Raw genomic sequence first — 22,205 nt, 5'->3', positions numbered from 1 at the left:
AAAGAATTTCGGACACCACAAAATCTTCAAGACCCTTTATTTTTCACCCAATATATTATATAATATTACCGTTATTCATATGGCCTATGCCATTAGTAATATATATGGAGAGGTGTCCGAGTGGTCGAAGGTGCTTGACTCGAAATCAAGTGAGGTTAATAGCCTCCGTGGGTTCGAATCCCACCCTCTCTGCCATGTTATCAAAAGATTGCTGTTCAGCAATCTTTTTTTAGGAGGAATAATTTTGTCAAATCGCGTTCGTACCCGTTTTGCACCAAGCCCAACCGGCTACATGCACATCGGTAATCTCCGTACTGCTCTCTATGGGTATCTCTTTTCCAAATCCCAAAAGGGTGATTTCCTACTGCGCATCGAGGACACTGACCAAAAGCGTTATGTGGCCGATGCCGTGGAATTTATCCAAAACACCCTGAAGGCGGCCAATATCATTCCCAACGAAGGGCCGGATATTGGTGGTGATTGCGGTCCCTACATTCAGAGCCAGCGTCTGGATATTTACAAAAAATACGCTGAGGAGCTTATCGAAAAGGGTCATGCCTACCGTTGCTTCTGCGGCGATTGCAGCGAAGAGCAGCACGCCGCCCAGGAGGCGGGCGATGCCAAGAGCTTTGGGGGCTATAACCGGGCCTGCCGCGATTTGGAGCAATCTGTAATAGATCAATATTTAGCTGAGGGCAGGCCTTATGTAATCCGCCAGAAGATGCCTCTTACCGGTGAGGTTACCTTCCACGATGTGGTCCATGGAAATATCACCATTGCCTGCGATACCCTTGAGGATCAGGTTATATTGAAGCGGGATGGCATGCCTACCTATAATTTTGCCAACGTAATTGATGACCATCTTATGGACATCAGCCATATTTTCCGTGGCACTGAGTTCATTACCTCCACCCCCAAGCACGTACTGCTGTACCAGTTCCTGGGCTGGGAGCCACCGGTATTTATTCACCTGCCACCGGTAATGGGCAAGAATGAAGACGGATCCATTTCCAAGCTGTCCAAGCGGCATGGTGCCACCGGCTTTAATCAGCTGGTGGAAATGGGCTATTTGCCGGAGGCCATTACCAATTATGTGGCCCTTCTGGGCTGGTCCCCTAAATCGGAGCAGGAAATCTTCACCATGGATGAGCTTATTGAACGCTTCTCCTTGGATGGTCTCAGCAAATCACCGGCTGTATTTGACTACAACAAGCTTGATTGGGTAAATGGCGAATACTTCAAGGCCATGAGCGACGAGGACTTTGCCAGAAAATCCAGTGCCTTTGGGGGAATTATTGCCGAAGCCCTGGGGGACAAATGGACCTACCTGGCCTCCCTTCTGAAGACCCGTGTAAGCCGCTTTAATGAAATTCCTGAACAGATAGGCTTCTTCAAGGATTTACCTGATTATGATATCGACCTGTTTAATAATAAGCGCAACAAGGTAACCCCGGAAAAAGCGGCGGAAATCCTGCCGGTAGTTATTGAGGTACTGGAAAGGGTACAGACCTGGACCCCGGAGGGCATAGATGAGGTGCTGCAGCCGGGCGTTGCCGAAAGCGGTATCAAGATGGGAACCTTTATGTGGCCTGCCCGCATTGCTCTCTCCGGTCAGAAGGTTACCCCGGGAGGCGTAACGGAGCTGCTCTATATCCTGGGCCGCGATGAATCCATGAAGCGGTTAAATATGGGGCTTGCCAAAATTTGCGGTTAATCCATCAAATGGCTTAAGTTAGCATTGAATAAAAAAGTATTTGACAATTGCCTTTAAAAGAGGTATTATATGCATTGTCAACGGCGCGTTGGTCAAGTGGTTAAGACTCCGCCCTCTCACGGCGGCTTCAGGGGTTCGAATCCCCTACGCGTCACCAGAAAATTCAGCTCAAGGCTTTCTGCCTTGAGCTTTTTTGATACCAAAATATACATGGCAAGAACTAATGACTAGAGCGTCGGCCACGAGCCTAAAATTCTTTTTTCCGATTATATAGTGAAAAAAATCATAACTCGCTTCGCTCAAACAAATGATTTTTTCCACTAATATTAAGGTACGTAAAAAAGACTTTTTTACGGCCCATGTCCTAATTGCTCTAGTCATTGGCTCTTGCCATTTAAAATGATAACTACAATACTAATGCCATGTTTGATTGTCTTGAACATTAGACTGAATTGTGTATAGAAAATATTTTTTCCATACTAGAGTTATCTCGAAAAATTACTTGTTTGAGCGTAGCGAGTTGTAATTTTTCAAGATATTTATTTAAAGGAAAACAATATTTTTAGCAATTCAGTTGGGTGAAAGGCAATCACACATGGCATATACCTTTTATGCTTATTTTCAAATACCAAAAAGGGCCTCCACAAAGCGGAAGCCCTAATTTTATTTATGTAAGCAAAGCTTACTTGTTCATTGCCTCTGCAACAGCAACAGCCACTGCAACGGACATACCAACCATTGGGTTGTTGCCGGCACCGATAAGACCCATCATATCTACATGGGCAGGTACGGAAGAAGAACCGGCAAACTGAGCATCGGAATGCATACGGCCAAGAGTATCGGTCATACCATAGGAGGCAGGACCGGCAGCCATGTTATCCGGATGCAGGGTACGGCCAGTGCCGCCACCGGATGCGACGGAGAAGTACTTCTTACCCTGCTCGGTGCACTCCTTCTTGTAGGTACCGGCTACCGGATGCTGGAAGCGGGTAGGGTTGGTGGAGTTACCGGTAATGGAGATATCCACCTTCTCCAGGTGCATGATAGCAACACCCTCCGGAACGGAATCTGCACCATAGCATTTAACAGCCGCACGAGGGCCATCGGAGTACTTAACCTCCTTAACCACGTTAACCTTGCCAGCCTTATAATCATACTGGGTCTGAACATAGGTAAAGCCGTTGATACGGGAGATAATCTGGGCAGCATCCTTACCAAGACCATTGAGGATTACCCGGAGAGGATTCTTACGAACCTTATTGGCCGTCTGAGCGATACCAATAGCACCCTCAGCAGCAGCAAAGGACTCGTGACCAGCCAGGAATGCAAAGCACTCAGCATCCTCAGTGAGGAGCATAGCAGCCAGATTACCATGGCCAAGACCTACCTTACGATGGTCAGCAACGGAGCCAGGTACGCAGAATGCCTGAATGCCCTCGCCGATAGCCCGTGCAGCATCAGCAGCCGTCTTTACACCCTTCTTGATGGCGATAGCAGCACCAAGAGTATATGCCCACTTAGCGTTCTCAAAGCAGATTGGCTGCAGGTCACTTACGATAGCAGCCGGGTCAAAGCCCTTTTCCTTACAAATATCAGCAGCAGCTTCAATGGAAGCAATACCATATTTCTTGCAAACTTCATTAATACCGTCAATACGGCGCTCATAGCCTTCAAATAATGCCATTTTATTTTCAGTCCTTCCTGTTCGTTATCTCAAATTATTCCTTACGAGGATCGATGTAACGGGCAGCATCTGCGTAACGGCCCTTGGTGGCGGTGTTCTTCTTTATTGCTTCATTAGCATCCATGCCATTGGCAATAGCTTCCATAGCCTTGCCAAGGTGAACAACCTCATAACCGATTACGCGGTCTTCTTTGTCAACTGCCATCTTGGTAACATAACCTTCAGCTAATTCGAGGTAACGAGGACCCTTCAGCTTGGTAGAATACAACGTACCTACCTGGCTGCGGAGACCCTTACCCAGGTCATCCAGACCGGCGCCAACTGGCAGACCATTATCAGAGAATGCAGTCTGAGTACGGCCATAAACGATCTGCAGGAACAGCTCCCGCATAGCAGTGTTGATAGCATCGCAAACCAGGTCAGTGTTGAGAGCCTCCAGAATAGTCTTGCCAGGGAGAATCTCAGCAGCCATAGCTGCGGAGTGGGTCATACCGGAGCAGCCGATGGTCTCGATGAGAGCCTCTTCGATGATACCATCCTTAACATTAAGAGTCAGCTTGCAGCCGCCCTGCTGAGGAGCACACCAGCCGATACCGTGAGTCAGGCCGCTGATATCCTTAATTTCCTTGGACTGTACCCATTTGCCCTCTTCAGGAATTGGAGCTGGACCATGGTTTACTTCTTTTGCAATGCAAGTCATGTCTTCAACATGCTTATCATAATAAATCATTTTCTTATTCCTCTCTTCACAATAATATAATACTCAATGAAAGGGAACCCTAAAGCCAGGTGCGGGTCCCCCCACATCTTCAACACATTTGGCTGGAGCCCATTACTTAAGCTTAATCATTGGCTTACCAGTCATCTCTGCCGGTATTTCCATGCCTGCCAGGGTCAGCAGGGTTGGAGCGATATCGCAGAGGGCACCATCGCTGGCAATCCAGCCTACCCGGTCGGAAACTACGATAAATGGTACCGTATTAGTGGTATGGGCCGTAAATGGAGCCCCGGTTTCCGGGTCAACCATCTGATCGGCATTGCCATGGTCAGCGGTAATACATACCTCACCGCCCACCTCACGAATAGCCTCCACAAAACGGCCAACGCAGGTATCAACCGTCTCCACAGCCTTGACAGCTGCCTCAATAACCCCGGTGTGACCTACCATATCCCCGTTGGCATAATTCAGAATAATAAAATCATACTTACCGGACTTAATGGCCTCCACAACCTTGTCAGTTACCTCAATGGCACTCATTTCAGGCTGAAGGTCATAGGTAGCAACCTTAGGTGAAGGCACCAGAATACGGTCCTCCCCATTATATGGCTCCTCAACGCCACAGTTGAAGAAGAAGGTTACATGGGCATACTTTTCAGTCTCGGCAATGCGAAGCTGGGTCATGCCATTCCGTGCAATAATCTCACCAAGGGTATTGGTGATGGCCTCAGGCGGATAGGCAACCTTTACATTAAGCCCCTCCTCATACTGGGTCATGGTGGCAAAGGAAAGCTTTAATGCCTTGCGGTCAAAGCCGCCAAATTCAGCATCAGTAAAGGCATGGGTCAGCTCCCGGGCACGGTCAGGACGGAAATTGAAGAACACCACTCCATCGCCATCCTTAACGCCCTTATAGTCACCTACAACGGCCGGAACCACAAACTCATCCGTTACATCATTGGCATAGGAGGCCTTAACGGCACCAACTGCCTCATCGGCAGCCACGCCCTTGCCCAATGCAATGGCCTCATAAGCCTTCTGAACCCGATCCCATCGGTTATCCCGGTCCATTGCATAATAACGTCCGGACAGGGTGGCTATTCGGCCACAGCCGATTTCGGCAATCTTGGACTCCAGCTCGGCAATGTATTCGGCGGCAGAGGATGGATCAACATCACGGCCATCCAGGAAGGCATGGACATATACCTCCTTAAAGCCCTGATCCTTGGCGAACTGCAGGAGACCATAAAGATGCTCACTGTGACTGTGTACACCACCTGGAGAAACCAACCCCATGAGATGCAGGGCACCACCATTGGCCTTGGCCTCAGAAGCAACACTTACCAATGCCTCATTTTTGAAGAAATCGCCATCCTTGATGGCCTTGGTTATACGGGTCAAGGCCTGGTAAATAATTCGCCCGGCACCGATATTGGTATGACCGACCTCAGAATTGCCCATCTGACCATCAGGTAAACCGACGAACTCACCGGAAGCCTGAATATGGGTGGATGGAAAATTCTGTCTGAGACCATCAATAACCGGAGTCTTAGCTATCTGAACAGCGTTATTGGGGTCGCAGGTTTTGCCGTTTCCATAGCCATCCATAATAATTAATGCCACAGGTGCATTTTTTAATTTTGCCATTATATTCTCAACCTCTAATTAGAACTTTACAATTGCAGAGAAGTCAGCAGCCTTCAGGGAAGCACCGCCAACCAGGGCACCGTCTACATTAGGCTGTGCCATAAGGTCCTTTATGGTAGCCGGCTTTACAGAACCGCCATACTGGATGCGGATAGCATCAGCTGCCGTCTGGCCAAATACCTCAGCCACAGCCTCACGGATAGCCTTGCAAACCTCCTCAGCCTGATCAAAGGTAGCAGTCTTGCCTGTACCAATAGCCCAGATTGGCTCATAAGCGATAACCAGCTTGGCAACCTCATCAGCAGTGAAGCCATCAAGAGCAGCCTTAATCTGCTTTACAACATGAGCAATGTAGGTGCCGGCCTCGCGGATTTCCAGGGACTCACCGCAGCAGATAATAGGGGTAATGCCAGCCGCAAAGGCAGCACGGGCCCGCTTGTTAACGCCCTCATCAGTCTCACCAAAATAATCACGACGCTCAGAATGACCAAGAACAACATACTCTACGCCGATTTCCTTCAGCATGCCGGTGGAAATCTCGCCAGTAAATGCGCCTTTTGGCTCCCAATGAACATTCTGTGCACCAACATGAATCTTGGTCCCCTTGCAGGCGTCAGCTACAGCAGCCAGGGCAGTTGCCGTTGGGCAAGCTACTACATCTACAGCCTCAACATCAGCTACCAATGGAGCCAGCTCCTTAACCAGCTTAACGCCCTCAGCGATTGTATTGTTCATCTTCCAGTTACCAGCAATAATAGGTCTACGTGCCATGATAAAAATATCCTCCTTAAAGTATCTATATATCATATCTACAAAAATGAGTAAAGCCTCATAAGTCCAACAGGCACCGCCACGAAGTCGGTACCCCTGGGTACTTCCCCCATAGGGGAAGACTTGACAAAGCTATGCGGTGAAAAGGCAAAATCCAAATGCGCAGGATTTTCGCTGCAGAGCGCGAAAACATGAAAGAAAAATCCGCAGTCGTACATAATGGTACGTCGAGGAATTTTTCCGAAGGTTGACAAAGCTATGCAGTGAAAAGACATATCATAATGCGCAGGATTTTCGCCGCAGAGCGCGAAAACCTGAAAGAAAAATCCGCAGTCGTACATGACTGGTACGTCGAGGAATTTTTCCGAAGGTTGACAAAGCTATGCAGTGAAAAGACATATCATAATGCGCAGGATTTTCGCCGCAGAGCGCGAAAACCTGAAAGAAAAACCCGCAGTCGTACATGACTGGTACGTCGAGGAATTTTTCTGAAGGTTGACAAAGCTATGCGGTGAAAAGACAAGCATTTACGCGTCTGCGATAGCTGCGATGCCAGGCAACTCCTTCCCCTCTAAGAACTCGAGAGTAGCACCGCCACCGGTGGAAATGTGGGAAATCTTGTCAGAAAGACCGGTCTTCTTCAATGCAGCAATGGAGTCACCGCCACCAACGATGGAGATTGCACCCTTTTCAGTGGCCTTGGCAACAGCCTCGGCAACGGCCAGAGTACCCTTGGCAAAGGCATCAAACTCGAAAACGCCCATTGGACCATTCCAAATAACCGTCTTGGCACCTTCCAGAGCCTGTACGTATTCATCACAGGTCTTAGGACCGGAATCCAGTGCCTCCCAACCCTCTGGAACCTTGTCAACATCCACGATTTTGGTGTTGGCCGTAGCGGAGAAATCATCAGCAATAGTAAGGTCTACAGGGAGAACTACCTTTACCCCCTTCTCCTTGGCCTTCTTCAGCTGACCAAGAGCCTCTTCAAATTTATCCTTCTCACAGATGGAATTGCCGATTGGCAGACCCTGGGCAGCGTCGAAGGTATGAGCCATACCGCCGCCGATGATAATGGTGTCAACCTTGTCAATCATGTTGGAGATAACGCCAATCTTGTCGGAAACCTTGGCACCACCGATGATAGCCACGAAGGGACGCTTTGGTGCCTCAAGGGTCTGACCGATAAACTTAATCTCCTTCTCCATGAGGAAGCCGGCAACGGACTCCAAATACTGGGCAATACCAACATTGGCTGCATGGGCACGGTGGGATACACCGAAGGCATCGTTAACGGCAATATCAGCCAAGGAAGCCAGCTGCTTGGCAAAGCCTGGATCGTTCTTCTTCTCTTCCTTGTGATAACGGAGGTTCTCCAGGAGGAGAATCTCACCTGGCTTCAAATCAGCTGCGGCCTTTTCCACCTCTGGGCCAACGCAGTCAGGCACCCACTTTACATCTACACCCATAACCTCGGATACCCGCTTAACGATGTGCTTGGTGGAGAATTTTTCTTCCCGGGCCTCAGTAGGACGGCCGATATGACAGGCCAGAATAACGGCTGCACCCTGCTCCAGCATGTACTTCACCGTTTCCTTAGTAGCCTGAATACGAGTATCGTTGGTGATATTCATATTCTCGTCAAATGGCACGTTATAATCTACACGGCAAAATACCTTCTTGCCCTTAAGCTCTACATCCTTAATGGTTTTCTTGTTCATACCCATAATTAATAAAAACCTCCGTCAATAAAATAGGTCCGGCCCAAACAAAGGCCGGACCTCAATGGATCTTTTAAACTATTGTGTTTTGATGACGAGCTATCAGCCCAGCTCAGCGAAGTACTTAATGGTACGAACCATCTGGCTGGTGTAGGAGTTCTCGTTATCATACCAGGAAACAACCTGAACCTGAGTCAGGCCATCAGCCACCTTGCTGACCATGGTCTGGGTAGCATCGAAGAGGGAACCATAACGCATACCAACGATATCGCTGGAAACGATCTCATCCTCATTGTAGCCGAAGGACTCAGTAGCCTGCTTCTTCATAGCCTCATTAACCTGCTCTACAGTTACATCACCCTTAACTACAGCATAGAGGAGAGTTGTGGAACCGGTAGGGGTAGGAACGCGCTGTGCAGCACCGATGAGCTTGCCGTCCAGCTCAGGAATTACAAGGCCGATAGCCTTGGCTGCGCCAGTGGAGTTAGGAACGATGTTGACAGCTGCAGCACGGGAACGACGGAGGTCACCCTTGCGCTGTGGGCCATCAAGAGTCATCTGGTCACCAGTGTAAGCATGGATAGTAGCCATGATACCGGACTGGATAGGAGCCAGATCGTTCAGAGCCTTGGCCATTGGAGCCAGGCAGTTGGTGGTGCAGGAGGCTGCGGAAATAACCTTGTCCTCCTTGGTGAGTATCTGATGGTTTACGTTGTAAACGATGGTAGGGAGGTCCTTACCTGCTGGAGCAGAAATAACAACCTTCTTTGCGCCTGCGGTCAAATGAGCAGAAGCCTTCTCCTTGGAGGTATAGAAACCGGTGCACTCCAGAACGACGTCTACATCGTGCTTACCCCAAGGAATCTCTGCAGCATTAGCGCAAGCATAGATCTTGATCTCTTTGCCGTTAACAGTAATGGAATCTTCGCCAGCAGTTACCTTGTCAGCGTACTTGTAACGACCCTGGGAGGAATCGTACTTCAAAAGATGAGCCAGCATCTTAGGGCTGGTCAGGTCGTTGATTGCAACAACCTCATAACCCTCTGCATCAAACATCTGACGGAATGCAAGACGACCGATACGGCCAAAACCATTAATAGCTACTTTTACTGCCATTTGTAAAATACCCCCTAAAAATATATAGATAAATAATTTAGAACACCAGAACACCAAGGAAAAGACCTTCATTCGCCCAAGGGCAAACAGCAACGCTCCTCCTGATGTCCCTTATCTTTCAATTAAGTTAATATTACACCAATGTTAGACGCCTTGTCAACGCAAATTCATAAGCTTCAATAACTATAGCATAAATAATATGTATCATACTAAAGTACGCTTACAATCACTAAAAAGTAATAAAAAGCCTCACTTCATCAGCAATTTACGTTGGCCGGTCTATAAGTCTTTTTTCCTATTTTTTCCATTGTTAAAAGGGACTGGACAGCGATGGCACATTCCAGGCGTTTTTTCTGAATTTCACAGCCCACTTCATAAGGCTGGCGGATATCATCATGGAACAAATCTGCATTGGCATGACAGCCGCCGGAGCAGAAGAACTTGGCCCAACAGGTCTTACACCGTTCCTTGTTCATCACATGGGATTCCCGGAAATAACGGGTGATTTCCTCAGCCCCCTCATTAAGGTCATCAAATACATTGCCAAGCTTATACTTATTGCGGCCCACAAACTGATGACATGGATACAAATCCCCGTTGGCTGCCACAGCATAATATTCATGACCGGCCCCACAGCCGGCCAGCCGCTTGGCCACACATGGCCCGTTGGACAAATCCATATTGAAATGGAAGAAGAAGAAGCCCTTCCCCTCACGATGACGCTTCATATAGAAGTCAGTCAGTCGGTCGTACTCAGCGAAAATCTCCGGCAGCAGATCCTCCGTAAGGCCGTAGGGTGAATCCTTCAATACCACCGGCTCCATGGAAAGAATATCAAAGCCGGCATCCGCCATAGCCTCCACATCCTTGGTAAAATCCAGATTTTCTGCCGTGTAGGTACCGCGCATATAATAGTTTTCACCATTTCTGGACTCAACGCACCGTTTGAAGTTCTTCATAACCTTGTCGTAGGTGGGCTGACCGGCACAATCCGGGCGCATATTGTCATGGGTCTCACGCCGGCCGTCGGTACTCAGCACCAGGCTGATATTATTATCGTTAAGCCACTGTATATTGTTCTCGTTAAGAGCCAGGCCATTGGTGGTAAGGGTCAGCTTAAACTCCTTCCCCGTTTCCTTTTCCCGCTTCCGTACATATTCCGTTACGTCCTTTACCAGCGGCATATTGATAAGCGGCTCACCGCCAAAGAAATCTATTTCACAATGCTTTCTCGGTCCGCTGTGACTGATAATATAATCAACGGCAGCCCGCCCCACCTTTTTGGTCATAAGCTGACGTTCACCGCCGTATTCACCGGTATCACCAAAGCAATATTTGCAGCGCATATTGCAGTCATGGGCCGTCATCAGGCACAGGGATTTAACCAGCCCCTTGGTCTTAAAGGTCGGCGGCACATCAATATCCGGCGCAAAGAGCTGATTTTTATCCATGAGAATATGGAGCTCCTCCAGGGCCTCCTTCAGCTCAGCCTCTGTATAATCACCGGTCAGCCGGTCTATAACCTCATTATCATTATTCCCATTAAAATAATCCATGATATCATAAATCATTTTATCGATTACATGGACTGCCCCGCTATTCACATCCAGCAGGATATACACGCCATTTTGGACAAACTTATGGATTTTTCCATTCATTTCATTATTCATAAGAAAAGCTACTCTCCCAAAATACAAGAAAAAAGCCCCCTCCTGGGAGCCCTTTTCGTTTCATAATTATTTCTTGCTTTCACAAACCTGATTGCCCACAGTGCAAGAAGTCTTGCATGCGGACTGGCAGGAAGCCTGGCACTCGCCGCAGCCGCCAGAAGTCTTGGTAGCCTGCAGGGTAGGCTCATTTACAGTCTGAATGTGCTTCATATTAGGTAACCTCCTCACCTTAAACAAAGTCCTACACTTTATTTTACCCTTTTTTAGTGGTATATGCAACAACAAACCATAACCACCGGATAACTCTTGCTTGCCGCCGAAACACTTTTTTCTTATGCTCTGTTCAGATACATCTAAACCACCCCTAGTAATTTATAACCCAATCATTATTTTTTCCAGCGAATATTATTAAGGATTAGCTTTTAATGCTGTCCTATTCCCAGCTGGGTGAAGATACGGCCCTTTATGAGACGCCATTTAAATTCCGTAATGCCAAACATGGGATGAGGAATATTGATACGCTGGAGGAGATATGGATTGGTCTCAAAGGTATTAAGCCCGGCATCCCCGGTCACCGCTGCCAGATATTCCTCCTCCTTGAGTACCTCCGTAAGTGCCTGGTTGTATTTTCCATTAGGATAGGACAGGGTGTAAATGGTGTCCATGCCGTTCCATTCCATCAGCAGCTTGGACAGCTTTACCTCATCCCGGGCAGTATTGATATCCATTTGCGTAAGAGGCAGATGGTTGGCCGTATGACTGCCTATCTCCACTCCCCGATGCTGAATATCCTTCAGCTGGTCCCAGGACATATAGTTTTCCTTGCCAATATCGTTTCCCACCATGAATATGGTGGCCTTAAGCCCCCGCCTTTCCAGGATTGGCAGAAGCTCGGTGTAGTTGGTCGCATACCCGTCATCAAAGGTAAGAATAACCGGCTTGTCAGGCAGCTGCTGCAGTCCCTTTTTCGCCCTTAAATAATCCCGGAGGGAAATGGTGGTATAGCCCTCCTGCTCCAGATAATCAAGCTGGGCCTCAAATTCAGCCGGCGGCACATTGTATTCATAGGCATCCTTCGGATTTTCCGCCTGTACCATGTGATATTCCAAAATAGGAAAGCCCGCCGGTGCCGGCTGGGACAGAAGGTACTGAAGCCCCACAAAACCAACTGCGGCCAACAGGGCAATAGCCAGCACTGCTGCCTTAATAAATTTCATATACTTACTCAATAATCCTCACCTTTTCCTTTATTCTTCCCCTGAAGCTCCTGGGCCAGAGTCACCAGCTTTCTCAGGCGGTGGTTAACACAGGATTTGGTTACCAACAGCATATCAGCCAATTCAGCCAGGGTGGCATCCGGATTGTCCTGGCGGCATTGGGCAGTTTTCCTCAGAGCCTTGGTCAGCCCCTCCAGCTTGCCTGCAGCCCTTAGGAATTTAATACATTCCGTTTGATAAATGGCTGCATCCACCGTTTTTTGCAAATTGGCGGTTTCACAGTTCACCAACCGATTTACCTGATTGCGGACCTCCTTTAGGTTGCGGCCGCCCTCAAATTCGTCCAAGGACTTGGTGGCACCGATTATGGACAAAAAATCCATAATGGCCTCCCCATCCTTCATGTAAATCAGATAATGCTTCTTTCGATCGGTAAAGCCCGCTGGAAAGCCCATACGCTTCAGTACGCCGGCGATAGTAGCAGCAAAGCCGTAATTTGACGTAACCAGCTCCAGATGGCATTCCGCCTCCGGCTTATTGATACTGCCGCCCCCCATAAAGGCCCCCCGCAGATAGGCATGACGGCAGCAGGCCCTCTTTAACCGGGCATTATCCCGCCCCAGGGAGCCTTGGCTCTCCCCCAGCATCCCCAGCTTTTCCATCAGGGGCCTGACCTGGGGTGACGGTATGACCCGCACCATATATCTGTTGTTTTTCTTCAACCGTTTACTGCGGGTAACGGTGACCTCTGTCTTAACATTACTGGTATCCTTTAAAAGTCTCAGGGTTTTTCTGGCCACAGCCGCATTTTCCGTAACATAGTTAAGCCCCAAAGTCATATTGGGCCCCAGGGTAATGGATGCACCCATACGCAAAAGTGCTGCCAGCTCAGCAGTCTGACAGCATAATTTTTTATCCAGCTTGTGGGCCAGCTCATTTTTCACATCCGCTGCAAAGGATGGCATATTTCTTTCACCCGGCTTCTATCTTTCATTAATCTCCATGCTTCTAAAATATTTCATCAAAATCAATGCCTCTTGATTTCATCCAGACCGGCCTTTATACCATACACGGCCCGCATAACACTGCTGGCCAGCTTTCTGGGATCATGCTGGATAGCCTCCTTGCCGCTTATGAGGTCGGCCTTTATAAGACCTACTCCCAGGGCATTGAGGGCATCATCATCCACCTTCACCGGATAAGCACCCTTTTCCGCATATTTCCGGGCCAAGGCCTCAGGTATTGGCGTTGAATTTACAATAACATAATCTATAGCCTGACGTCCGGCGTGATCAAGAATGGCCTTTACATGCATGGAGGCTGTATAACCATCGGTTTCCCCGGGCTGGGTCATAACATTACAGATGTAAATTTTTATGGCCTTGCTGCGGCAAATGGCATCTCCGATGCCCTCCACCAGTAAATTGGGCATAATGCTGGTATAGAGACTGCCGGGCCCCAATACTATGGCATTGGCCTCCCGCAATGCATCCAGGGAGGATTGAACTGCCTCCACATGCTCTGGAAACAGCTTAACCCGATGAATGCGCTTATTTACCTCGGGAATATGGGACTCACCGCACACCACGGTACCATCCTCCATAACAGCATCCAGCCGCACGTGCTCCTTGCTGGCCGGCAGCACCCGGCCCTTTACGGCCAAAACCTTGGAGGATTCCGCCAGAGCCGTTTCCACGTCGCCGGTTACCTCTGCCATGGCCGCTATAAACAAATTGCCAAAGCTGTGGCCCGCCAAGGTGCTGTTTCCGCCGAAGCGGTGCTGAAACAGCTTTTCCATCAAGGGCTCCGTATCAGCCAAGGCTACCAGGCAATTCCGCAAATCACCAGGCGGAATAATACCCAGCTCCTCACGCAGCCGCCCCGATGAACCACCATCGTCAGCCACGGTAACCACTGCCGTAACATTGGTGGTAACCTCCTTGATGCCACGCAATAGCACACTGAGCCCGTGACCTCCGCCCACTACGGTAACAGAAGGCCCCTTGCCCAGCATCCGCTTTTCATAAATAAGATCCACCAGCTTCTCTGAACTGGAGGGGTATACCACATCTATAACCGACTGGATTATAAACCGGGCTGCCAGGGCCATTATCAAAAAGCCGATTACCACCATAACGGTGCCGATAACCACCGTGGCAGTGTAGGTATATTCCCCGGAGAAGGTATATACCGCCCAGAATATGGATTCCTCAATACCATCTATGTACTTATAATTGAACATAATTGCTATGCCAAGACTGGCCAGCATAACACCGGCAGCAAACAGCAGCAGCCAGCGCTTGAATCTCATGCCTGGATACAACCATTTTAAAAAGCTCATTTTGTGTTACTCCTTAGCATTCCTCGCGAACATGTTCCCAAACATCATTTTTCATCAAATCCCGATGCTCCAGACTTACCAGATAGCCTTTTTCCTTCAGCCGGTCATAAATATGCTTGGCAATAAACACGGAGCGGTGCATTCCCCCGGTACAGCCCACGGCAATTACCAGCTGACTTTTCCCCTCCTTCTCATACTGGGGCATCAAAAAATCTATCATATTGTCCAGATGCTTCTCAAACTCCTTGGTAACCGGGTACTGCTCGATATACTGGGCCACCTCCGGCACGGCACCGCTCTTGTGGCGCATGGACTCCACATAAAAGGGATTTGGCAGAAACCGCACATCAAAGACCAAATCAGCATCCAGGGGCATACCAAACTTAAACCCAAAGGACATAACATTGGTGTTCAGCTTGTCCCCGGGCTTCTTGGCAAAAATATTCAGTATTTTCTCCTTCAGCTCATTTTTTTTGAGGTCGGAGGTATCAATAATGTAGGTAGCCTTATTCCGGATAGGGGCCAGCCGTTCCCGTTCCTTGGCAACCCCCTCTGGAATGCGGGAGCTGGGGGCCATGGGATGACGGCGTCGGGTTTCCTTGTAGCGGCGGATAATGGCCGCATCGGAGGCGTCCATAAACAGCATTACATAGGGCTGATTATCCCTGTCCATGTTTTCCAGCACGTGAATAAAGGTATCAAAAAACTCCCGGCTTCTGGTGTCCACCACCAGAACCACCTTATGTACATGACCATCAGAATGACGGCACAGCTCAGCAAACTTGGGAATAAACACCGGCGGCAGATTGTCGATGACAAAATACCCCACATCCTCCATATAACGACACGCTTGGGTTTTGCCTGCCCCGGACATTCCTGTTACGATAATAAAATCCATTCGTTCATCTCTATCCATAACAGCCTCCTTTCAAACTCAGCCGGTCAGTCCAGGCAAAACCGCTCAATAGCCTCGGCAATACCATCATGGTCGCAATCCGCCACCTGGTATTTCGCAATTTTCTTTACATTATCATTGGCGTTGCCCATAGCCACCCCAAAGCCTGCCATTTCAATCATAGTCAGGTCATTATTGGAATCGCCAATGGCCAAAACAGCCTCTGCCGGTATATCAAACCTTTCCGCCAGTCTGGCAATGGCCGTGGCCTTATTAACCCCGGGCTTGATGAGCTCAATATATACAGGCGTGGACTTTACCGCCACAATGCGGTGGCCAAACTGACGGGAAACCGCCTCAACCACCCTATCCCCTTCCTCGGAATTGTTGGCCACAATCAATAGCTTGGGCACCTTGTCCATGTGCTCCTCCAGCTCATCCCCCACCGGATTCCCCTTTACCCCGGCTGTACACTGATACAGGGCTGAGCGGTCATTTTCCCGGCGATAATACAGCTTATCATCACTGTAAAGCTGAATGTGAAGCTGCCGCTCCTCGGCGAAATCCACCAGCTCCTTTACCAAACCACGGTCCAGGTAGGAGGCGAACAGCTCCTCGCCCTCCAGGGTCTTTATCAGCGCACCATTGTAGGTAATAACCGGTACATTAACCCCCAGCTCCTCCACGTATGGCAGGGCAGAAATATGCATCCGGCCTGTGGCAATGGTAAAAATCACCCCGGCCTCCACAGCCTTTTTTATGGCCTTCTTTACCCCGGCGGTAATCTTGCGCTCACTATTTAACAGGGTTCCATCCATATCGGTAACAAACAGCTTTGCTTTCATACTATTATCCTTTCTAAACTCACCATCAAGGGCTAAAATAAACATCTACACTTGAGCCGGGCTCCACCACTGTATTGGCCGGTATACTCTGGCCGGTGGATAGACCCGTGCCATATATATTCATTCCCAGCCCAAGCTCACCCAGCTTCTGTGAAGCCTCACGAATACTCATACCGCTAAGATCAGGCATAATCAGCTTGCCCGGCGGCGCAGTTGCTTCGCTGACCCTTTTATTGTTTTTCTTGTTCTTATCCATGTTTTCAAATGGATCGATGGAGGGCTCAATATGCTTGTAACGCAGCAGCTGGGAAAAAATTTCCCCGGCCACCGGAGCCGCTATCTGACCACCATAGAAGGAACCGGCTGTAGGATCATCAATAATAACCAGCACCACCAGCTGAGGATTATCAACCGGTGCGAAGCCGCAGAAGGAGGCAATATAACGGCCATCCATATATCCCGCCGTGTCCTTGTTAATCTTTTGGGCAGTACCGGTCTTTCCGGCTACCCGATAGCCCTTTACCTGAGCCTTTTGACCACCACCGGTGGCAACCACCTGCTCCAACAGTCCCATAAGGGTTTTATCAGTGGCCGAGGTCAGTACCCGACGCACCTCCTCACGGCCCTTTTCCTTATATAGGGAACCATCGGCATTATAAATACTTTTAACAATATGGGGCTTCAGCAGTATACCATCATTGGCAATGGCCGACATGGCCGTACACAGCTGTATTGGAGTTACTGCAATACTTTGACCGATGGACATGGTAGCAATATCGGAGTCCACCATATTATCGCTGTCAAACAGCATACCGGAGGCCTCACCTGGCAGCTCCACCCCGGTGGGTTCCCCAAAGCCAAACCTTTTGGCATAATCATTGAGCTTTTCCCCGGTAAGAATCTGACCTATCATGGCGAAGCAGGTATTAATGGAATTTTTAACAATATCAGTAAAGGTTACCATGCCAAAGCTTTCGCCATTCCAGTTCTGGATATACTTTTCCGACACATTAATCCGCCCCGGATCGTAGAAGCTCTGGTCAGGAGTGACCACCCCTTCCTCCAGGGCAGCCCCGGCCACGATGGCCTTAAAGGTGGAACCAGGCTCATAAATATCTGATACGGCACGATTTTTTATAACATCCATATTGTAATCGGAAAATTTATTTGGATTGTAGCTTGGCCGTGAGGCCATGGCCAGTATTTCACCATTTTGGGGATCCATCACAATGGCCGTTACACTTTGAGGCTGATTTTCCGCCATGGCCTTATCAATAACCTGCTCCACGATAAACTGCATGGTCGCATCTACCGTCAGGACAACGGTCTTACAATTATCTCCCCGATAACGCTGCTGGGAAATAGAAAAAATGGAATCGAAAATAGTGCGTCCCCGCACATCAATCAGAACATCATCCTCCAGAACATCTCCCTTGACGATGCTGTCCATGGAATACTCCAGGCCCTCCAGCCCCTTATCCTCCATACCGATAAAGCCAATTATATTGGCCGCCAGCATATCGTTGGGATAATAGCGCTTTACCTCATCATCCATCCACAGGCACTCATAGCCCTTATCCTTCTTCAGCTGATTAATGGCCGCTTCCTCATTACTTTCCAGACCATGCTTGACGGCATAATAGGAACCACCCTCCCGAATGCCATTGGCTATGGTTTCCGCCGGAATGTTAATAATAGGACTGAGCTCCCCGGACAATTCCTGAATATTTTCCTCACTGCCCACCTTATCCGGACGGATAACCAGCAGCTTGGCAACACGGCTAATAGCCAGCTCCCGGCCGTTACGGTCCAGTATCTTCCCCCTGGGAGACTGACGCACCACATTATCCCTGGCAATATTCATTATCTTTTTTTCCATTTCATCGTGCTGAACCACCTGCAAAACAAAATATCTGCAAACAGTAACTGCAAACAGCCCCATCATTATGGTGATCAGTATATTAATATTTTTGATAATCTTTGTCTGTTTATTTTTCATCACAATACTCCATTACGAACCATTCTAACTTCTTATTTTACACCAATACATGTGAAATGCCAAAAATTCAGTCAAACAAAATAAAATGTTTGAATTATCATTTTTTAAAAAATTTTTTTACGATTTCAAAGAATAAAGTTTACTTTTGTATCTTTTCGTTGGTATAATATGAATAGAATGGTGGTGTTAAACATGGATGATATTGATAAGAAGATTCTTAAGCGTCTGCAAGAGAACGCCCGCGTCACAATTTCAGTTTTAAGTTCGGAGATTTCCCTCTCCATGCCGGCTATCAGCGAACGTTTGAAAAAGCTGGAGGCTTCCGGTGTCATTAAGCAATATACCGCTATTTTAAATCCTAAGCTCGTTGACAAGCAGCTTATGGCCTTGGTTTTCCTGAGCATTGATACGCCAAGTCACGGAGACAGCTTTAAGGCTTTTGTAGTTGGTGAGGCTGACATCAAGGAATGCTTCTACATCACTGGTGACTTCGATTATTCCCTGAAGATTATCACCAAAAATACCTCTACCCTGGAGGATATCCTGACCCGCATCAAGGAACAGGCCGGGGTTATCAAGACCCAAACGATTGTCGTTTTATCCTCCATCACTGACAGACCGTCAGTATCCGTTGACTAAATACGAATAAAAAATGGGATTGCCGCAAATGGTGATTTTTCACCAAGCGGCAGTCCCATTTTCCTTTTACCAATGATATTTTTCTCCCCGATTTATCTTAAAGGCCCGATATATCTGCTCAACCAGCAAAAGCCGCACCATCTGATGGGTAAAGGTCATTTGGGAAAAGCTGAGGAGCATATCGGCAGCCGCCCTTACCTCTGAGGATAGACCGAAGGCCCCACCTATCAGGAAGGTTATATTGCTCCTTCCCGACAGTCCCAGGCTGTTGATTTTGGCGGCCAGCTCCTCAGAGGACAGCTCTCTGCCGTATACATCCAACACTATCAGGTAGCTGCCCTCCGGTACCTGCTTCAACAGGCGCTGTCCCTCCAGAGTCAGGGTCTGCTCCTTTTCCGCCGCCGAAGGATTATCCTTCATTCTTTCCTCGTTGATTTCGATTATCTTCACATTGGCAAAGGGCCCCAGGCGCTTCAAAAATTCATTGATACCATCGGTGAGGTATTTTTCCTTTATTTTTCCAGCAGTAACAATAGTTATCCTCATCCTGCTCAGCCCTCAGACGGTTGGGCCTCCAAGGTAACATTTACCGTCTTTTCCATACCATTGGAGTCATATTTTACCTCTATGGATTCTCCCACCTTATGGGAGGTAATGGCTGCCCGCAGCTCACCTACAGTGTTGACCTCTTTACCGTCAACAGACAATATAATATCGCCACGATGGAAGCCGACCCGCCCGGCAGGTCCGTTCAGGGTAACATTAAATACATATACGCCCTTATCCACATTTAATATATATCCGCTGCGGGCCGCTGTTTCCTTGTCAAATACGCTTACCCCCAGATATGGTCTGGTTACATGGCCATTGGCTATCAGCTCATCCACCACTTCCCGTACCGTATTGATTGGAATAGCAAAGCCCATGCCCTCTACGGCGTTGGTAACGATTTTCTGTGAGTTGATACCAATAACCTTGCCATCAGCATTAACCAGTGCCCCGCCGGAATTCCCCGGATTGATGGCCGCATCGGTCTGGATAAGCTTCATATTGCTTTCACCCTTGTTCAGAACCCGATTTACGGCACTTATAACACCAGTTGTAACGCTTCCCTGGAACTCCAGTCCCATTGGATTACCGATGGCAATGGCCGGCTCCCCCACCATAATATCATTGGAATCGCCAAATTCGGCTGCCGGCAGATCATCTGCATTTACCTTTACCACAGCCAAATCCGTTATTTCATCGGCACCAACCAGCTTGCCATTCAAGCTTCGCCCATCGGACAGGGATACCACGATTTCCTTGGCCCCCTCGATTACGTGGTTGTTGGTAACAATATAACCGTCCTTGCGGAAAATCACTCCGGAGCCGTATCCCTCCACGTCACGAAGATTAAAGAAAAAATCTCTGGTAACGGCTTTATTGGTAATACCTACCACCGCCGGTCCCACGCTTTTGGCAGCCCTGACCACCGGTGTATTTCTGGCATCGGATACATTAGTATCATAGCTTGGACTGGAGGCTGGAATACCTTCGGCCACACTGTTGCTGCCACATCCGCCCAGCATTACGGAGCCTGCCACCAGGAGGCCCATTATAGCCGGCAGACAGGATTTAACAAGCTTTCTCTTAGTAATCATTTTCTCTCCCTCCAAAACAAATAAATTCCGTGCAAAATGTTTTTTCGCACTGCTCCCTTACAGGAAATCCAGGTTCCCTCCGGGCCTTTGGCCTGGGCTTGCCAGGATTTCAAGGTAAAAAATAATATCAAAAATCTACGCTGACACACCTGTCCTGGGCAGTTATTATCAGCTCAATATTGTTTACTCCCTGCTGATTTAAAATCTGCCCTACAGTGCTCAGGGCCAATTCCGGTAAATTATTGGCCTCGCTCAGGTGAGCCAGTAAGACCTTTTGCGGTTTTTGCTTTAGGTGTACCAATGTCCAGGCCGTATCCATATTGGACAGGTGCCCCCGGTTACTTAGGATACGTTGCTTTAGCGGCCATGGATATTCACCATTTTTCAGCATATCCACATCGTGATTGGCTTCCAGCACCATTACCCGGGCTGCCTCCAGCTCCCGCCTAAGACTGCTGTCCACGAAGCCCATATCGGTGGCCACCACGCATTTTACACTGCCCATAATGGAATATCCCACCGGATCAGCTGCATCATGGGGAATACCAAAGGCCTTCACCGTCACCTTTTTCAGCCTTACCCGATCAATAATCGGATTAATACATGACTGGGGAATTTCCCGATAGCAGCTCATGGCCCGGAAGGTTTCCGGCCGACTGTACACCGGGACTCCGTACTTTTTGGTCAGGGTAGCAAGTCCCTTAATATGATCACTGTGTTCATGGGTTATAAATACCCCATCCAGCTCCTCAATGGAATAGCCTATATGCCCCAGCTCCTGCTTTATGCGCCTGGCACTGATGCCAGCATCCACCAACAGTCGGCTTCCCTCCATATCAATGAAGGTACAGTTTCCTTTGCTGCCGCTGGCCAAAACCGAAACCTGCATCCGGTATGACTCACCTCATATCTATTGCAGGACTGGTTCCTGTCCATATGCCAAGTATAAAAAGCCCTGCTGAAAAATTTCTGTAAATTTTATTAGATTTTACTTAAAACCCCATATACCATAACAAAAATAAACAAAAAGGTCAAAATATTCAATAAAAAACGGGGCCGCAAATCTGCCTTACCCCGCTTCAAACAACAGCATATTATCAATTGTAGTTACCCTTTTTCCCCTGACATTCAGGGCACTCACCGTAAAAATACAATTGCCGCCCACTTAGCCGATAATTGGATAATTGAGCCACCTGGTTCATTATGGCCTTGTCTTCAAATTCCATAATATCCTCCACCCTGCCACAAACATCACAACGAATATGAGGATGATTTTCCATCCGGGCATCATACCGGTAGCTGTCCTCCCCGATATTTAACACTTGGACCAGACCTATCCTGTCAAAAATCTCCATGGTCTTATATACGGTGGCCAGACTCATGGTGGGATAAGCCGGCAAAAGCATATTGTACAGCATTTCGGCGTTGGGATGCTCTGTAGTATGTTGCAATGCATCATATACAGCCAGACGCTGCGGCGTTACCTTAAAGCCGTGGCTGCGAAGTATATCTGCTACCCCCTGCATATCCATCATATATATCCTCCAATACGTTAACATAATAATCGCTTATTCAGGCGGAGCCT

General features: G+C 48.3%; 20 protein-coding genes and 2 tRNA genes. 4 read left to right on the top strand and 18 right to left on the bottom strand.

Annotated features, from left to right (window positions below):
* Positions 1–106 precede the first annotated feature (106 nt).
* The 3 genes from Q0Y54_RS05050 to Q0Y54_RS05040 all read left to right on the top strand — a co-directional run bounded on the left by Q0Y54_RS05050 (position 107) and on the right by Q0Y54_RS05040 (position 1,871).
* A tRNA-Ser gene (locus Q0Y54_RS05050) sits at positions 107–195 on the top strand.
* A 49-nt stretch (positions 196–244) separates the two neighbouring features.
* Positions 245–1,714 carry a glutamate--tRNA ligase gene (gene gltX, locus Q0Y54_RS05045; protein WP_297964939.1) on the top strand — a complete coding sequence of 490 codons (1,470 nt, stop codon included), beginning with the start codon at positions 245–247 and terminating at the stop codon, positions 1,712–1,714.
* An 82-nt stretch (positions 1,715–1,796) separates the two neighbouring features.
* Positions 1,797–1,871, top strand: a tRNA-Glu gene (locus tag Q0Y54_RS05040).
* 525 nt (positions 1,872–2,396) lie between these two features.
* On the opposite strand, the gene Q0Y54_RS05035 is transcribed toward Q0Y54_RS05040, so the two are convergent.
* The 14 genes from Q0Y54_RS05035 to Q0Y54_RS04970 form a co-directional block, all read right to left on the bottom strand.
* Positions 2,397–3,398 (bottom strand): GGGtGRT protein, encoded by a 1,002-nt coding sequence (locus Q0Y54_RS05035; RefSeq protein WP_297964935.1) that lies wholly within the window; start codon positions 3,396–3,398, stop codon positions 2,397–2,399.
* 34 nt (positions 3,399–3,432) lie between these two features.
* Entirely contained in the window at positions 3,433–4,098 is a 666-nt protein-coding gene (locus Q0Y54_RS05030; RefSeq protein WP_366072312.1) for a hypothetical protein, read from the bottom strand.
* Between the two features lie 132 nt (positions 4,099–4,230).
* Positions 4,231–5,763, bottom strand: coding sequence for a 2,3-bisphosphoglycerate-independent phosphoglycerate mutase (gpmI, locus tag Q0Y54_RS05025; protein WP_297964930.1), 1,533 nt, complete (start codon positions 5,761–5,763; stop codon positions 4,231–4,233).
* A gap of 18 nt (positions 5,764–5,781) precedes the next feature.
* Complete coding sequence (gene tpiA / locus Q0Y54_RS05020) at positions 5,782–6,534, bottom strand: triose-phosphate isomerase (protein WP_297964928.1); 753 nt, start codon at positions 6,532–6,534, stop codon at positions 5,782–5,784.
* Positions 6,535–7,061: 527 nt separating this feature from the next.
* On the bottom strand, positions 7,062–8,255 hold the full coding sequence (locus Q0Y54_RS05015) for a phosphoglycerate kinase (RefSeq protein ID WP_297964944.1): 1,194 nt from the start codon (positions 8,253–8,255) through the stop codon (positions 7,062–7,064).
* 102 nt (positions 8,256–8,357) lie between these two features.
* Entirely contained in the window at positions 8,358–9,371 is a 1,014-nt protein-coding gene (gap, locus tag Q0Y54_RS05010) for a type I glyceraldehyde-3-phosphate dehydrogenase (RefSeq protein ID WP_297964926.1), read from the bottom strand.
* 257 nt (positions 9,372–9,628) lie between these two features.
* Positions 9,629–11,029 (bottom strand): thioether cross-link-forming SCIFF peptide maturase, encoded by a 1,401-nt coding sequence (gene scfB, locus Q0Y54_RS05005; RefSeq protein ID WP_297964942.1) that lies wholly within the window; start codon positions 11,027–11,029, stop codon positions 9,629–9,631.
* Positions 11,030–11,107: 78 nt separating this feature from the next.
* A complete protein-coding gene (scfA, locus tag Q0Y54_RS05000; RefSeq protein ID WP_071997203.1) occupies positions 11,108–11,251 on the bottom strand; it encodes a six-cysteine ranthipeptide SCIFF in 144 nt (47 codons plus the stop codon).
* 212 nt (positions 11,252–11,463) lie between these two features.
* Positions 11,464–12,270 carry a polysaccharide deacetylase family protein gene (locus tag Q0Y54_RS04995; RefSeq protein ID WP_297964923.1) on the bottom strand — a complete coding sequence of 269 codons (807 nt, stop codon included), beginning with the start codon at positions 12,268–12,270 and terminating at the stop codon, positions 11,464–11,466.
* Positions 12,267–13,223, bottom strand: coding sequence for a DNA-binding protein WhiA (whiA, locus tag Q0Y54_RS04990; RefSeq protein WP_297964921.1), 957 nt, complete (start codon positions 13,221–13,223; stop codon positions 12,267–12,269). The genes Q0Y54_RS04995 and whiA overlap by 4 nt, the downstream gene beginning before the upstream one ends.
* A gap of 62 nt (positions 13,224–13,285) precedes the next feature.
* Positions 13,286–14,599: a YvcK family protein gene (locus tag Q0Y54_RS04985; protein ID WP_297964919.1), complete on the bottom strand. Its 1,314-nt coding sequence runs from the start codon at positions 14,597–14,599 to the stop codon at positions 13,286–13,288.
* 13 nt (positions 14,600–14,612) lie between these two features.
* Positions 14,613–15,515 (bottom strand): RNase adapter RapZ, encoded by a 903-nt coding sequence (rapZ, locus tag Q0Y54_RS04980; RefSeq protein WP_297964918.1) that lies wholly within the window; start codon positions 15,513–15,515, stop codon positions 14,613–14,615.
* Between the two features lie 26 nt (positions 15,516–15,541).
* Complete coding sequence (locus Q0Y54_RS04975) at positions 15,542–16,339, bottom strand: Cof-type HAD-IIB family hydrolase (RefSeq protein WP_297964916.1); 798 nt, start codon at positions 16,337–16,339, stop codon at positions 15,542–15,544.
* A gap of 25 nt (positions 16,340–16,364) precedes the next feature.
* On the bottom strand, positions 16,365–18,338 hold the full coding sequence (locus tag Q0Y54_RS04970) for a penicillin-binding protein (RefSeq protein ID WP_297964914.1): 1,974 nt from the start codon (positions 18,336–18,338) through the stop codon (positions 16,365–16,367).
* Between the two features lie 192 nt (positions 18,339–18,530).
* On the opposite strand from Q0Y54_RS04970, the gene Q0Y54_RS04965 reads away from it, so the two are divergent.
* The gene (locus Q0Y54_RS04965) at positions 18,531–18,977 is read left to right on the top strand and encodes an Lrp/AsnC family transcriptional regulator (protein ID WP_297964912.1); all 447 of its coding nucleotides are present in this window, start codon (positions 18,531–18,533) and stop codon (positions 18,975–18,977) included.
* Between the two features lie 66 nt (positions 18,978–19,043).
* Here Q0Y54_RS04965 and rlmH read toward each other — a convergent pair whose 3' ends face one another.
* The 4 genes from rlmH to Q0Y54_RS04945 form a co-directional block, all read right to left on the bottom strand.
* Positions 19,044–19,523, bottom strand: a complete 480-nt coding sequence (gene rlmH / locus Q0Y54_RS04960) for a 23S rRNA (pseudouridine(1915)-N(3))-methyltransferase RlmH (protein WP_297964910.1) — start codon at positions 19,521–19,523, stop codon at positions 19,044–19,046.
* A gap of 5 nt (positions 19,524–19,528) precedes the next feature.
* Positions 19,529–20,620 (bottom strand): S1C family serine protease, encoded by a 1,092-nt coding sequence (locus Q0Y54_RS04955; RefSeq protein ID WP_297964907.1) that lies wholly within the window; start codon positions 20,618–20,620, stop codon positions 19,529–19,531.
* A 127-nt stretch (positions 20,621–20,747) separates the two neighbouring features.
* A complete protein-coding gene (locus Q0Y54_RS04950) occupies positions 20,748–21,509 on the bottom strand; it encodes an MBL fold metallo-hydrolase (RefSeq protein ID WP_297964905.1) in 762 nt (253 codons plus the stop codon).
* 208 nt (positions 21,510–21,717) lie between these two features.
* Entirely contained in the window at positions 21,718–22,152 is a 435-nt protein-coding gene (locus tag Q0Y54_RS04945; RefSeq protein ID WP_297964941.1) for a Fur family transcriptional regulator, read from the bottom strand.
* Positions 22,153–22,205: the final 53 nt, after the last annotated feature.

Source organism: uncultured Anaerovibrio sp. (genome assembly GCF_947302755.1).
Taxonomy (GTDB): domain Bacteria; phylum Bacillota; class Negativicutes; order Selenomonadales; family Selenomonadaceae; genus Anaerovibrio.
This window is presented reverse-complemented; position numbering and strand designations above follow the sequence as displayed.